This window comes from Ralstonia sp. SET104 (assembly GCF_003851545.1).
Lineage (GTDB): Bacteria > Pseudomonadota > Gammaproteobacteria > Burkholderiales > Burkholderiaceae > Ralstonia.
Map to the genome: position 1 here is coordinate 148,892 of NZ_BHVX01000011.1, position 12,941 is coordinate 161,832.

General features: G+C 65.4%; 13 protein-coding genes. 6 read left to right on the forward strand and 7 right to left on the reverse strand.

The window, feature by feature from the left end:
• Nucleotides 1-70: 70 nt before the first annotated feature.
• A complete protein-coding gene (locus PSUB009319_RS15510; RefSeq protein ID WP_124383120.1) occupies nt 71-550 on the reverse strand; it encodes a cupin domain-containing protein in 480 nt (159 codons plus the stop codon).
• Between the two features lie 193 nt (nt 551-743).
• Here PSUB009319_RS15510 and PSUB009319_RS15515 point away from each other — a divergent pair, with 193 nt between their 5' ends.
• Nucleotides 744-1,091 carry a GFA family protein gene (locus PSUB009319_RS15515; protein WP_124383121.1) on the forward strand — a complete coding sequence of 116 codons (348 nt, stop codon included), beginning with the start codon at nt 744-746 and terminating at the stop codon, nt 1,089-1,091.
• Nucleotides 1,092-1,174: 83 nt separating this feature from the next.
• Here PSUB009319_RS15515 and PSUB009319_RS15520 read toward each other — a convergent pair whose 3' ends face one another.
• Nucleotides 1,175-2,977 (reverse strand): methyl-accepting chemotaxis protein, encoded by a 1,803-nt coding sequence (locus PSUB009319_RS15520; RefSeq protein WP_124383122.1) that lies wholly within the window; start codon nt 2,975-2,977, stop codon nt 1,175-1,177.
• A 225-nt stretch (nt 2,978-3,202) separates the two neighbouring features.
• Between PSUB009319_RS15520 and PSUB009319_RS15525 the strand changes: the two genes are divergently transcribed.
• Both PSUB009319_RS15525 and PSUB009319_RS15530 read left to right on the forward strand, forming a co-directional pair.
• Nucleotides 3,203-3,640 carry a hypothetical protein gene (locus PSUB009319_RS15525; RefSeq protein ID WP_124383123.1) on the forward strand — a complete coding sequence of 146 codons (438 nt, stop codon included), beginning with the start codon at nt 3,203-3,205 and terminating at the stop codon, nt 3,638-3,640.
• A gap of 99 nt (nt 3,641-3,739) precedes the next feature.
• A complete protein-coding gene (locus tag PSUB009319_RS15530) occupies nt 3,740-4,669 on the forward strand; it encodes a sterol desaturase family protein (protein WP_124383124.1) in 930 nt (309 codons plus the stop codon).
• 39 nt (nt 4,670-4,708) lie between these two features.
• Here PSUB009319_RS15530 and PSUB009319_RS15535 read toward each other — a convergent pair whose 3' ends face one another.
• The gene (locus tag PSUB009319_RS15535) at nt 4,709-4,816 is read right to left on the reverse strand and encodes a DUF2875 family protein (protein WP_306308033.1); all 108 of its coding nucleotides are present in this window, start codon (nt 4,814-4,816) and stop codon (nt 4,709-4,711) included.
• A 364-nt stretch (nt 4,817-5,180) separates the two neighbouring features.
• On the opposite strand from PSUB009319_RS15535, the gene pstS reads away from it, so the two are divergent.
• Together pstS and PSUB009319_RS15545 are read left to right on the forward strand one after the other, a co-directional pair.
• Entirely contained in the window at nt 5,181-6,242 is a 1,062-nt protein-coding gene (pstS, locus tag PSUB009319_RS15540; protein ID WP_124383125.1) for a phosphate ABC transporter substrate-binding protein PstS, read from the forward strand.
• Between the two features lie 184 nt (nt 6,243-6,426).
• Entirely contained in the window at nt 6,427-6,630 is a 204-nt protein-coding gene (locus PSUB009319_RS15545; RefSeq protein ID WP_124383126.1) for a DUF3562 domain-containing protein, read from the forward strand.
• A 9-nt stretch (nt 6,631-6,639) separates the two neighbouring features.
• Here PSUB009319_RS15545 and PSUB009319_RS15550 read toward each other — a convergent pair whose 3' ends face one another.
• From PSUB009319_RS15550 to PSUB009319_RS15565, 4 genes are all read right to left on the reverse strand, one after another.
• On the reverse strand, nt 6,640-7,587 hold the full coding sequence (locus tag PSUB009319_RS15550; protein WP_124383127.1) for an alpha/beta hydrolase: 948 nt from the start codon (nt 7,585-7,587) through the stop codon (nt 6,640-6,642).
• 67 nt (nt 7,588-7,654) lie between these two features.
• Nucleotides 7,655-8,077, reverse strand: a complete 423-nt coding sequence (uraH, locus tag PSUB009319_RS15555) for a hydroxyisourate hydrolase (RefSeq protein WP_124383128.1) — start codon at nt 8,075-8,077, stop codon at nt 7,655-7,657.
• 86 nt (nt 8,078-8,163) lie between these two features.
• Nucleotides 8,164-8,625, reverse strand: a complete 462-nt coding sequence (locus PSUB009319_RS15560) for a CoA-binding protein (protein WP_124383129.1) — start codon at nt 8,623-8,625, stop codon at nt 8,164-8,166.
• 19 nt (nt 8,626-8,644) lie between these two features.
• Nucleotides 8,645-9,775 carry an RsiV family protein gene (locus tag PSUB009319_RS15565; RefSeq protein ID WP_124383130.1) on the reverse strand — a complete coding sequence of 377 codons (1,131 nt, stop codon included), beginning with the start codon at nt 9,773-9,775 and terminating at the stop codon, nt 8,645-8,647.
• Between the two features lie 608 nt (nt 9,776-10,383).
• Between PSUB009319_RS15565 and PSUB009319_RS15570 the strand changes: the two genes are divergently transcribed.
• Nucleotides 10,384-12,825: a DUF6600 domain-containing protein gene (locus PSUB009319_RS15570; RefSeq protein ID WP_124383131.1), complete on the forward strand. Its 2,442-nt coding sequence runs from the start codon at nt 10,384-10,386 to the stop codon at nt 12,823-12,825.
• Nucleotides 12,826-12,941 lie beyond the last annotated feature (116 nt).

A 12,941-nucleotide genomic window follows, 5' to 3' on the forward strand; every position in this document is an offset into this window, starting at 1 on the left:
CCATTGTAAGGGATGGTGTTTTTATTCCGACGTGACTCAGGCCAACATGTCGCATATCACCGCGCGCAGGTCACGGCACCTTGTGCGTATCGCCTGCGCGCTGCGGCGGCAGCTTGATCGCCATCGATTTGAAATCCGTGCTGGTCGTCAGCGTTGCATGCACCACGCCACGCGGAATGACGATCAGATCCCCCGCCCTCACCTCACGCGGCGCCTTGTCGAGCCAGACAGTGGCCGTGCCCGACATCACGTACTGGATCTCGTCCGAGTAGGTATGCGTGTGCTTGGCCACGGTGCCCACCTGGATGCCCACCGTGCCGTTGGCGGCGGTCACGAGGGTCTTGGTGCGCAGCGTCCCCATCTCAGCAATGACGGGGCCGATCTCGTCCGGCGCCATGCCGCCCATGCCGATGATCTGCGCTGAGAGCGGTGGCCCCGCGGTCGGAGCAGCGGCCGGTTCCGACGCTTGCGCAAACGCGGCGGCGCTGCCGGCAAAGATGGCGGCGGCACAAACCGCCCGGATCACAGCAACAGAACGATGACGATGCATGATGCCTCCTCGTGACGCGGTCGCCGTCAAGGCGCGGCGATCCGTGGCGCGCAGATTGTCGCATCGGCATGCGTGGGTGGAGACCTAGGGCGATTCCCGAGAAAGCGGACACTGAACGCCAACCGGCTCGCCTATAGTGGTCGCCACCAGGCCCACCAGGCCCACCAGCCCCTGACACCCCAAGGAGACCGGCATGACACACAAGGGAAGCTGCCACTGCGGCAGCGTCGCGTTCGAAGTCGAGGGCCATCCGGAAAGCGCGATGGCGTGCAACTGCTCGATCTGCCAGCGTAAAGGGTCACTGCTGTGGTTTGTGGGGCGCGACAAGGTGCGGCTGCTCACGCCAGAAGACAACGCCAGCACCTATCTCTTCCGCAAGCATGTGATCAAACACCGCTTCTGCCCGACCTGCGGCATCCATCCGTATGCCGAGGGCGTCATGCCCGACGGCACGCCGATGATTGCGGTCAACGTCCGCTGCCTGGAAGACATCGATCTGGCCAGCGTGCCGGTCACGCATTTCGACGGGCGCGCGATGTAGCCACGCGGCGCGGGGGAAATAGCCGGGGCTCCAATCCAGGCAAAGGAGCACCCGGCCCGGGCGCGATGAAGGGGGGTTGTGCGTCAGTTGGTGCGCAGTTTGAACAGCCCCACCGTGCGCGCCAGACCATGCGCCTGCTCGTTGAGCATCGACGATGCGGCGGTCGACTGCTCCACCAGTGCGGCGTTCTGCTGCGTGGCTTCATCCATCTCGGCGACACTGCGGTCGATCTGGCTGATACCGGTGCTCTGCTCGTGCATCGCGCCGTCGATCTCGCCGATGATGCGCGCGACACGCTCGATGCCCTGCACGATCTCCTGCATCGTCGCGCCGGCAGCCTGCACGCGCTGCGCGCCGGTCTTCACGCTGGCTTCGGACGCCTGGATCAGGTCTTTGATCTCGCGTGCGGCGGTGGCGCTGCGTTGCGCCAACGTGCGCACCTCGCCGGCCACCACGGCAAAGCCGCGGCCGTTTTCGCCGGCACGGGCGGCTTCCACCGCAGCGTTCAGCGCCAGGATGTTGGTCTGGAACGCAATGCTATCGATCACGCCAATGATCTCGGTAATGCGTGCCGACGACTTGGCGATCTCGTCCATCGTGCTGACGGCACTGGAGACCACGTCGCCGCCGCGCGTGGCCGCATTGCTGGCGTCGCTGGCCAGGCGCGTGGCCTGCACGGCCGCATCGGCGGAGTTCTTCACGCTGGTGGTCAGCTCAGTCAGCGCGGCAGAGGTTTCCTGCAGGTTGCTGGCCGAGACCTCGGTGCGGTTGGAGAGATCGCGGTTGCCCGCCTCGATCTCGCCGGTGGCGGACTTCATGCTGTCGACGCTGGCGCGCACTTCCAGCAGCACTTCGCCGATCTTGTCGATAAAGGTGTTGAACGAGGCGCTGATCTGCGCAACCTCATCGTTGCCGACCACGGGCAGGCGGTGCGTGAGGTCACCACCGCCGGAGCCGATGGTGTCCATCGCATCACGCACCTGTGACAGGCGGCGGAACGATTGCGACGTGAAGAACGCGGCGATGCCCACGGCAGCCAGCGTCAGCAGCACCATGGCCACACCAATGGCGCGCACGACGTTGCGCAAACCGGCCGTCGCCTCGGCCTTATCCAGGGCAATCACGAGATACCAGTCGGTGCCCTGCACCGCCTGCGCCTTGAGCAGCTTCGGTGCGCCGGCCAGTTCAACCTCCAGCGGCGACGTGGCCTTCGCCAGGTTGGCGAGCGTATCGGCGGTGAGCGATGCCGCCACATCGGTGGCCGGCTTGAGCATCAATTTTGCGTCCGGGTGCGCAATCACCTGGCCGTCTTTAGCGACCACGAAGGCCAGGCTCGACGGCGTCGGGTGTACCGCTGCCACCACCTCGCGCACGCCATCGAGCGGCACGGCGCCAGACAGCGCACCACTGGTTTCGCCGTTCTGGATGAGCGGCGCAGCAAACGACACATACGGCACGCCGGTCGACACGTCGCCGTAGGGCTTGGTGACGAGCAAGTGGCCTGCGGCAATGGCCTGCTTGTACCAGGGGCGGACGGTCGGGTCGTAATCCTTGGGCGTGGTGGCGCTGGTGGAGATGAAGCTCTTGTCGGTCCAGCCGATCGTGATGATGGGGAAGCCGTTGGCGTCACCCATGTGCTTGCCGAAGCCTTGCGGGTCGCCGTGCTCGATCACGCCCGCGGTGGCCTTGACGGCCTGCGCCTTGGCACTGACCCATTTGTCGATGGCGAGCGTGTTGCCGCTGGCGACGGCAGCGAGGTTCTGCTCGATCGATTCCATCGTATTGGAGCGCACGATGGAATATGTCGCCGCGCCGGACAGCGCCAGGGCACCAACCACGGTGGCCGATGAAATCAGGAGAATTCGGGTGCGGAGAGAGGAGATCATGATTCTTCTTGGTAGAACGTTTTGGCATGAATCTGACTGCGTGCAGCGGCGACCGCAGCGTCCCCCAGAACCGACTGCTGGCTGTGGGGGGCCACTCCAAGCTGCTACGGCACGCCACAGGCGAACTTGAGTCGGCAAAACCCGCTCCCTGGGGCGGATGGCTGCTATAACAGGAAACGCTTCGCGTGATTGCCCAGGCAGCCCATTTCCCGCGAAACCCAACCCATGCACGACGCTCTGCACATCGACCCCGCCACCGGCGAAATCCGGCTGGCCGACATCCACATCACGCCGCAGACGCAAGCCCATGCCTTGCCCGCACGCTTTGCAGTTGGGCCCGTGCGGTCAGTGAGCATTGATGGCAAAAACGTCGCCTGCCAGTTCGCAACCGTGGCCGCGCTGGACGACACAACGCCCGTTACCGTCAGCCTGCGGTTTGAAGACGGTGCGCTCGTCAGCGTGTTGGTCGAGTTGACGCAGCCGGTTTTGTATGACGACATCGACGTTGTGGAACAACGCCACCGCGGCTGGATCGCCCGCAAACTCGGCGATGACCCAGGCGACTTGGCGCGCTACCCCTGGGGCAGCGCCGGCGTGGCGCAAGACAAGAGCGGCGGCGTGCACGTCTTTCTGCACAACCGCAATAACACATGGGCGCGCTGAACACGTTGCAAGACGCCCCGGCATCGGCCCCGATTGCCGCCTCGGCATCGTTTGCAGTACCGTCGCGAGCATTCCCTACAGCGCCGGGAGCCCCGTGCCATGGCTGTGCTGTTCACCATTCTGAAGATTGCCGTGGTGCTCGTGCTGGTGTCGTCACTGGCCGAGGCGATCGTGCTGTCGTTGAAAAACGGCTGGACGAACTACGACTGGAAGGCTGCCGGCGTATCGGTGGTGGATTTCCTGGTACGCGAGTACCCACTGCGCTGGCTGCTGCCGCTGGCGTTCTGGACGCAGGGGCTGGAATGGGTCTACCAGCATCGCCTCTGGACCCTGCCGATGGATCACTGGACCGGCTGGGCCGCATGCTTTCTCGGTCAGGAGTTCTGCTACTACTGGTACCACCGCGCCGCGCACCGCGTGCGCTGGTTCTGGTGCACGCACGCCATCCATCACTCGCCGAATGACCTGAACCTGTCTGCCGCCTATCGCTTCGGCTGGACGGGCCGCCTGAGCGGCACGCTGGCGTTCTTTGTGCTGGCGCCGCTGCTGGGCATGCCGCCGCGCATCGTGCTGATGCTGCTGTCGCTCAATCTGCTGTATCAGTTCTGGATTCACGCCACATGGATCCCCCGCCTCGGCCCACTGGAATGGGTATTGAACACGCCGTCGGCGCACCGCGTGCATCACGCGTCCAATCTCGAATATCTCGACGGCAACTACGGTGGCGTGCTGATCATCTTCGACCGCCTGTTCGGCACCTACATCGCCGAACGCAAAGACGTGCCCTGCCGCTACGGCCTCGTGCACCCGATGCGCACGTACAACCTGCTGGTGATCGAGTTCGCGCAATGGCGCGCGCTGTGGCAAGACCTGAAGGCGGCGCGCTCGGCCAGCGAAGTCCTCGGCTATCTCTTCCGCCCGCCAGGCTGGCGGCCCGGTGGCAATGGCGAGACGACGGAGGATTTGCGCCGCCGCGCCGCGCTCATTCCCGACGAGCACCCGGTCGCCCCGGCCGTTGCCGCCAACTGAACCTGCGGCAAGCGCAACATGTCGAGCAAAATCGTGAACTCAGTCCAGCGGATGAATCCCGCCAAAGGGATCCGTCTTGCCACGCTGCTGCACCCAGGCCGCCTTGGTTTCCACATCGGGCGGACTCACCATGGTGATCGTTGCCATGCCATTTGGGCGCCGGTCGATCGTCGCGCTGGCCCCACCCTGCCCAGATTTTGCTGGCGAAGAAATCGATGAAAACGAAATCAAGCCCGGTCGAATCTTGATGCTTCAGATGCTGCTAGAGGTGCTGTCCGGGAATGACGGCCCGCTCAGGCGCGATCGTGCGCAGTCTGCGAGATGATGTGAAAAGTGCCAGAGGACTAATCAAAATCGCCGAGTGACCCCCTACTACGCATAACGTTTGCGGAACGTCTTACAACATACCGCTATGTTGGAGATGGGGCCTATCGGCGGCGCATGGCACGTTGTCACACGTGCGTCGCTACAATCGCAGGCTTTGCGTCTTCAGCAGTCCGTAGGTCTCTCCATGTTCAAGCACGTTGTTCTCGCCCTGGCCGTTGCGGCTGCGGGCCTGCCAGTTCTCGCTCGCGCGGATGTGCGCGGCGCGGGTTCAACCGCCGCTGCGCCGGTCTATCGCGTCTGGTCGGCAGGGTATGCCGCATCGTCGGGCGTTACGCTCAGCTATGACGCGGTGGGCTCAGGAGAAGGCCTGAAGCGCATTCGTGCGGGCTCTGTGGATTTTGGGGCGTCTGACGTGCCGCTCTCCAGCGACGATGCCGCCAAGGCGGGGCTCGTCTGTGTGCCGTCGGTGGTGACGGGCGCGGTGCCGTTCGTGAACGTGCCGGGCGTGCCGCGGGGCCAGCTCAAACTCACGGGCGAGCTGCTCGCGCAGATCTTCCTCGGCAAGGTCGACAGTTGGGACGCACCCGAGCTGCGCGCGCTGAACCCAGGCGTGACGCTGCCCAAGCTGAAGATCCGCCCCGTGGTGCGCGCCGATGGCTCGGGCACGACGTACCACTTCACCGATTACCTGAGCGCCGTCAGCCCCGACTGGAAGCGCGCCTACGGCACCAAGTCGACCATCAACTGGCCCGCCGGCTTCACGGCCGCCAAGGGCAGCGGCGATGTGGTCAAGGCCGTGCAGGCCGCGGCCGGCGCCATCGGTTACGTCGACTACAACTACATCCTCGACAATGACCTGAGCGCCGTGCAGTTGCGCAACGTCGCGGGCCGCTTTGTCAGCGCGCAGGTCAGCGGCTTTCGCGAAGCCGTGATGCAAAGCGCGTGGAACCGCAAAGGCGATTTCACCGCGCCGCTGGTCAACCTGCCGGGCGCAGAGACATGGCCGATCACCATGGGCACCTTCATCGTCGTACCGGCGGTGAGTGCGTCGGGCCCGCGCACGCTGGCCGCGCTGAAGTTTCTGACGTGGGGTTACTTCCACGGCGATGAACTGGCCGCCAAGGCCAAGTTTGTGCCGCTGCCCGAGCGCGTGCAGGCGATTGCGTATCGTGAACTGGCGCGCGTGACAGATACGTCGGGCGCCGCCATTGGCCTGCAGAGCATGCCCGCAAACTGGGGAAAATAAGGGGCCAATGGGCCTTGCCGGTGCAGTTTTTGTCCCGGCAATCTCGCTGTGTTGATGCAGGGCAGACAGCCCGCTGAAAGCTTTGCAAAAAGGCTGGATTGTTCTGTCGCGTTTCCTATAGTGATCACTCACCGCGCAAGTCAGCCCCGCGCGTCACTGCCAAAGCAACGATGGGAAGGGAAACATGGGCACCGCCATCGCAGACCAAGACGAGCAGATCGACCAAATTGCACACGACACCGGCGCACCCGCCGATCTCGTCCGCGAGCAGTACATGCAGACGATGCGCACATTGGCCGCCGATGCCCGCGTGCACGACTACCTTTCGCTGTTCGTCACGCGCCGCGTGCTGGCGGCGTTCCGCTCGCGCCGCCCGCCAACGCGCTAGCCCCTTCGCTTATTCCTCGCTCGTCATCCCAACGAATGCATGCGCCGCGCGGCGCATCCATTCGCGTGCACGCTCGGCTTCGAACTGCATGCGTGCAAAGGCGTGCGTCATGCCCGACGCTTCAATGGTGATGACCTGCGCGCCGTGCTGCACGAGGTAGTCGGCGTAGTGCAGGCCATCGTCGCGCAACACGTCGTGCGCGGCCACGATGATGACGGTGTCGGGCGGCGTGGTCTTTGGCGCGTGCGCCATCAGGAAGACGCGCGGGTCGTGCTCGGCAAGCGGCTTGGCGAGTGCCTCAGCCCCAATGTATTTCTCCCAGTACCAGCGCATTTCGTCGCGCGTAAGGCCAGGACCTTGTGCAAACGCGTTGTAGCTCTCGCTGCCGAAAGCCGGCGTGGTGACGGGGTACAGCAGGAACTGCGCGTTGACGAGCCCTGGACGCATGCCCTGCGCTGCCTGCACCGCAAGGTGCCCGCCCGCGCTATCACCACCCACCGCCAGGAAGTCCGGCTCGACGTTAAGGTGCGCACGCTGTGCGGCCAGATACGCGAGCGCATCACGTGCATCGTCGGCGGGCGTGGGAAACGCGTGCTCGGGCGCGAGGCGGTAATCAACACTCACGACGGCGCAACCCGTGTCTTGCGCTACCAATGCGGCCAGCATGCGGTGCGTGGTGCGCGGTGCGCCAACCACCCAACCTCCGCCGTGGAACCACACCAGCAAGCGCGGCGTGGTCACGCCCTTCGGACGAAAAACGATGGCGTCGAGCGTGCGCCCTGCAAGCGGCAAGCTCAGGTCCGAAACGTCAACGCCATCGGGGTCGGGCCGCTCAGACAGTGCGGCAATCGCTTCAAAGCGTGCGCGCTGCGCCGCTGCATCCTCCGGCGCAGGCAAGGCGCCGAAATGCTCGGCAAGGCGTTGGTAGAACTGCAGGATTTGCGGATCGACGGCCATGGTGGGCAGAGAATGCGAAGAAGATTCGATGACGGCCGAAGTGTAGCGCGCCGCTGCGGCTTGCCTCTTAGCTCCCGCGATACGTCGAGAAGCCGAACGGGCTGAGCAGCAGCGGAATGTGATAGTGCTGCTTGGCGTCTTGCACATGGAAGACGACTGGCACTTCCGGGAAGAACGCGGGCGTGTTGTGTTTGCTGAAGTAAGCACCCGTGTCGAACGTCACGCGGTAGTCGCCGGTGGCGAGCATTTGGCCGGCGGGCAGCAAAGCCTTGATGCGGCCGTCGGCGTCGGTGGTGCCCTGGCTGATGGTGTGCCAGGCGCCGTCTGCAGCGTTGCGGGCATCGAGCGTGACGCGCACGGCAGTGGCCGGCATGCCGGTCTGCTGGTCGAGCACGTGCACGCTCAGACCGGCTCCGGCGGCATTGGCAACATTGGTGAAGGATGATGCTGCGGCCAGCGCAGCAGCGGATATCCAGCGTCGGCATTGCATCAGGCGCTCCTGAGAAAACAGAAACGCAAAAGCCTAGAGCAAACCGCGCGCGCCACCGTCACAAATCGTGATGCGCTCAATGGCATTCAGCCGTGTTGCCCGATGCCGAGTCGCCAGTGCTCAATCTTTGTGCAACGGTCCTGCACGGCCGGAATGCTGGCGTTGCGCGCCACAGCCATCGCCTCGTCGTTGACGATACCGAGCTGCACCCAAATGCCGCCCACACCCAGCGTCACGGCTTCCTGCACGACGGGCAGCACCTGTTCGGATCGGCGAAAGATATCAACCAGATCGATGCGCTGGCCGGCAGCAGCGAGCGTCGTCGCAGCCTCGGTGAGCGTGGCGTAGCAGGGCTCGCCGAGCACATCTTCGCCCGCGTGCCGCGGGTTGACGGGCACGATGCGATAGCCGGCCTGCTGCAGATAGCGCGCCACGTCATAGCTGGGCCGCGTGGCGCGCGGCGACAGCCCGACCACGGCGATGGTCTTGCCGGACAGCAGCCGGCGCATGGTGGCTTGTTCGTCGGCGTAGGAAGGATTGGCAGACATGGTTGCGATGCAGTTGCAATCAGGTGGTGGGCCGCTTGCATGCGGCGCTCAGGTCATCCAAGCGTACAGCGGCACGGAACGCGCCCGACGAATACGGACCAACTTCATACGGCCCGTAGTGCACGACGATACGGTCGCCTTGCAGCGTAAACGGAAACGCGGCGTTACGCAGATCCTTCTCCTTGAGCGCGCCGCGCGGCGCGTCGGGCGCACCTTCGCGCTTGAGCGCATCGACGATCTGCGTGTTGAAGCTTTGCAGGCAGGCGGCCGTCGGGTTCAGCACATCGGCCAATGCGATCGGCTGGAAGCCTTGCGTGCCGCGTCGCCAGTTGCCGCCCGTGAAGCTGTAGTTGCCGTGCGCGCCGCCGCTGTAGGCCCACACCATGCGCAACAGACTCACGGTGTCGCCCACGCCGATGGCACTGATGCGGATGGTGCATTGAGTGTCGTACTGATCGCACTTGCGAACGCGCAGCGATTGGACCAGCGCGTCAATGGCGGTGTCGCCAGTGACGGGGTAGCGCTCGGTCAGCGTGGCTTGGCCCGAAGCACTGGTGGTTTCCTGGTAACGCGCCACGCGCTTGAGCGTGAAAGGCTGGCTGCGACCGCCGTCGCTCCACGTGCCGGTAGCAGTGGCACCGTCGGCCGATAACGCACCGGAGAGCGTGCCGCCCTCGCGTACGACGGACTGGCCGGCTGCATCGAGTACATCCGCACGCTCGCGCCACACAAAGCGGCGCTCAGGCGCGTTGCGGCCTTCAACGGCCCAGAGGGTGCGGCCCTGCGGGCGGTCGTCGTACGCCTCGCCGGTGAGCGTGTCGGCTACTGGGTCTTTGTCTTTGTCCTGCGCTTTGGGGGGCGGGTCGTACACGCTCAGCCAGACATTCCAGCCGGGGCTGTCGGCGCTCTTGCCTACCGTGCCCTGCCAGAAACTGCCAACAAGGCGCTCGGACTGCTCTTTCGTTTTTGCAAGAGGGATGGTTTGCGCAGAAGCAACAGGCGCGGAGGCGGCCGGCGCACTCGCGGGCGCAGCAGGCGGAGCAGAGGCCGCTTCCGTACCTGCGTGAGCGACGCCCACCCCGCCCACAGCTCCCATCAAGGTAACAAAAACGCCTGCCCCGCCCCACTTCTGCAACACATGCCTTTGCATGCCTCCCTCCCGTGAACTCGACATTCCAAACCAGAACACGCACCGCTGGCTCGCCTTTCTCCAGGCCCCTTCTGCCTAAGCAGCAAAGCGATGGGACTGTGCAGGTGCAGCAGGCGTTCCCTCAGCCCGTCTTTCAGGCGCTTTTCGCTTCACACCAAGCGGCCTTTACAGCGCTTGCATTCGATTGCAATCCGACACACTTTGTTACGCCTCAGCGCCACCCTGTCGCCCACAATGCCTGCGCACCCTGCGTTTGTGTCCAATTGTTGTGCGCCATGTTGGGCATCAGATGATGCATCTCATCCGACACGATGACGACGACACATTCTCCGGTGCATGGTTACCCCTCCCTTTCGAATTGACCCCTCGAAGGGATTTCCCGTCCGCGCGGTGCTCCCCGGCCCGCGCGCTTTTTTTTGTGTGCGCAATTCGCGCGCCCGCCCGCTCTGTTCGCGGCGGTGCGCATCGCATGACGACCGGCCAGCCGGTCGCCCGGCGCCTCACCCCGCGAAACACGTGCTTACAAAGGCAAGTCGACCCCTCGGCGCCTACCGCGTTAAATGGAGACATCCATGCGGCACAGGCCGCCCTAAAAACGAGGGCTCATCATGTCCAATGTTTCCCGTCGCGCGCCCTTCTCCGGTATGCGGCTGCCGCATGTGTTGCGCGCCGTGGGCGTTGCAGCCGTGCTACTGGTCTGCGGGCAACAGGCTGCGATGGCCGCGGACCCCGCTTCACGCGTTGCGCGGCTGTCTGACTTCTCGGGCACGGTGAGCTTCGCGCCCGCCGGCTCCGACGACTGGGCCGGTGCCTCGCTCAACCGCCCGCTCACCACCGGTGATCGACTGTGGTCCGACCAGGGCAGCCACAGCGAGTTGCATGTCGGCTCGACAGCGCTGCGCCTGGGCCAGAACACCGGTGCCACGCTCGTCGACCTGGGTGATCGCAACACGCAGGTAAAGCTCACGCAAGGCGCGCTGTCGGTGCGCGTGCGCTCGCTGCCGGCAGATCAGACCATCGAAGTCGATACGCCCAACCTGGCGTTCACGCCGCAGGCGCCGGGCGAATACCGCATTGACGTGGCGCCGGATGGCTCAAGCACGACCGTCACCGTCTGGCACGGGCACGGTACGGCCTACGGCGATGATCGTTCCACGCCGTTGGGTGTCGGCCAGCAAGTCCGCTTCGACGGCACCAACCTCGCCGAGGCTGGCGGCACCGACAACCCCGGCCGCGACGCCTTCGACCGCTGGTCCGAATCACGCGACGCCCGTGAAGACGCTTCCGTCTCCGCCCGTTACGTCGGCCGCGAGATGACCGGTTACGAAGCTCTCGACGACAACGGCACGTGGCGTGAAGAAGACGGCTACGGTGCTGTGTGGGTGCCGCGTGCAGTGCCAGTCGGCTGGGCGCCGTATCGCACAGGCCATTGGGCCTGGGTCGCGCCGTGGGGCTGGACGTGGGTCGATGATGCGCCGTGGGGTTTTGCGCCGTTCCACTATGGCCGCTGGGCGTATGTCGGCACGACCTGGTGCTGGGTGCCGGGGCCGGTGATACCGCGCCCAGTGTATGCGCCGGCACTTGTTGGTTTTGTGGGCGGCGGAGGCGGCGGCGGCGTGAGTTGGGGGATCAACATCTCGATCGGCTCGCCGGGCGTGGCGTGGTTCCCGCTGGCCCCCGGCGAGGCCTATCGCCCGGTGTACGCAGCCAGCCCGACGTACGTGACCAACATCAACCGCACGGTGGTGGTGAATAACGTCACGGTCAACAAGACCATCATCAACAACACCAACGTAACCAACATCCGGAACGCAAACCGGATCACGTACGTCAACGCCAACAACCCGGCCGCGCTGACGGCCGTGCCAGCCAAAACGTTCGTGAACGGTCAGCCGGTCGGCCCCGCAATGACGCATCTGCGCCCCGAACAACTGCGCGCGCAAATGGCACATGCGCAGTTTGTGTCGACACCAGCGCTGGCGCCGGTGCGCGCCAGCCTGGTGGGCGCGGCGGCCAATGGCGGGCCGCATCAGTTGCCGCCGCAGCAGGCGTTTGCACGCCAGGCAATCGCCGTACGCGCGCCTGCCGCACCCGCGGGCGGACATGACGCCCTGGCGGAGCGCTTCCGTTCACAAGGCGGCGCGCTGCCCGGCGCCGGTCCGGCGTGGACGGGTGGCAGCACAGGCCCACGCGTCGCTTCGGTGCGCGGCCAAACCAATGCGGGAGTGCCGCCTGCGCCGGTGGCTGCTCAGGCCGCTGGTCTACGCCTGACACGCGCCGCGCCCAATGGCCCTGCACGCCCCGGCAACGAGCCGGGGCATCCGGTCGGGCTGATGGGCTCGCCCAGTCCTGGCGCGCCGAACCCGCAAAACGGTCAGCATGGTGCGCAACCTGTGCCGGCTCCGCAAGCGCTGATGGCGCCAGGTTCGATCAATCGCCCACGTCCGCTGCCAGGCGCCGCCGCGCCCCAAGAGCGGCCCGGACAGCCGCAGACGGCGCAGGCACAGCAAGGCCCTGCCGGCATGACGACTCGGCCACCGCAGCACGAAGGTGCCCCCGGCGCACCGCACGACGAACGCCGTGCCTTCGCGCCGCGCCCGCAACTGCCGCAAGCCGCTCCGCAAACGCCGCAACCTCAACCGCAGCACGGTGGTCAGGAGCCCAATCGCTTCAATGGGAATCCGGCGCCGGCAATGCAGGGGCGCGCGCACAACGAGCCTCCGCAGATGCGCGCTCGCCCCGAGCCCACGCAACGGCCGGCAGAGCCGCACATGGACGCACCGCGTCCGGCGCCGCAGCCGCACGTTGTTGAAATGCGACCGCCGCAACAGCAGCCACAGGCGCGTGCGCCAGAGTTCCATCCGCCTCAACCGCAACCGCAGCCGCAACCGCAACCGCGTCCGCCTGAAGCCCGGCCGCCACAGCCACAGCCACAACCACAGCTTCAGCCTCAGCCTCAGCCTCAGCCGCCGCGGCAAGAGCACCACGAGGGCCAACCACACCCGCAAGGCAATCGCGGTGAAGAAAGGCACGAAGCTGCGCAGCGCTAACCCGCCCGCTGCCGGTCAGCATTGGCAGACGAAAAAAAAGCAGCCCTTCGGGGCTAATGCCGTTCAGTTAAGGTCTTTCCGAAGATATCGAAGGGCATAACGAGCAGGACGGGATT

Bases quoted from the DNA above. Each gene is read 5' to 3' on its own strand.
- PSUB009319_RS15570 (WP_124383131.1), top strand. From the start codon at position 10,384: ATGTCCAATGTTTCCCGTCGCGCGCCCTTCTCCGGTATGCGGCTGCCG.
- PSUB009319_RS15520 (WP_124383122.1), bottom strand. From the start codon at position 2,977: ATGATCTCCTCTCTCCGCACCCGAATTCTCCTGATTTCATCGGCCACC.
- PSUB009319_RS15525 (WP_124383123.1), top strand. From the start codon at position 3,203: ATGCACGACGCTCTGCACATCGACCCCGCCACCGGCGAAATCCGGCTG.
- PSUB009319_RS15560 (WP_124383129.1), bottom strand. From the start codon at position 8,625: ATGTCTGCCAATCCTTCCTACGCCGACGAACAAGCCACCATGCGCCGG.
- PSUB009319_RS15550 (WP_124383127.1), bottom strand. From the start codon at position 7,587: ATGGCCGTCGATCCGCAAATCCTGCAGTTCTACCAACGCCTTGCCGAG.
- PSUB009319_RS15545 (WP_124383126.1), top strand. From the start codon at position 6,427: ATGGGCACCGCCATCGCAGACCAAGACGAGCAGATCGACCAAATTGCA.
- PSUB009319_RS15565 (WP_124383130.1), bottom strand. From the start codon at position 9,775: ATGCAAAGGCATGTGTTGCAGAAGTGGGGCGGGGCAGGCGTTTTTGTT.
- PSUB009319_RS15510 (WP_124383120.1), bottom strand. From the start codon at position 550: ATGCATCGTCATCGTTCTGTTGCTGTGATCCGGGCGGTTTGTGCCGCC.
- pstS (WP_124383125.1), top strand. From the start codon at position 5,181: ATGTTCAAGCACGTTGTTCTCGCCCTGGCCGTTGCGGCTGCGGGCCTG.
- PSUB009319_RS15515 (WP_124383121.1), top strand. From the start codon at position 744: ATGACACACAAGGGAAGCTGCCACTGCGGCAGCGTCGCGTTCGAAGTC.
- uraH (WP_124383128.1), bottom strand. From the start codon at position 8,077: ATGCAATGCCGACGCTGGATATCCGCTGCTGCGCTGGCCGCAGCATCA.
- PSUB009319_RS15530 (WP_124383124.1), top strand. From the start codon at position 3,740: ATGGCTGTGCTGTTCACCATTCTGAAGATTGCCGTGGTGCTCGTGCTG.
- PSUB009319_RS15535 (WP_306308033.1), bottom strand. From the start codon at position 4,816: ATGGCAACGATCACCATGGTGAGTCCGCCCGATGTGGAAACCAAGGCG.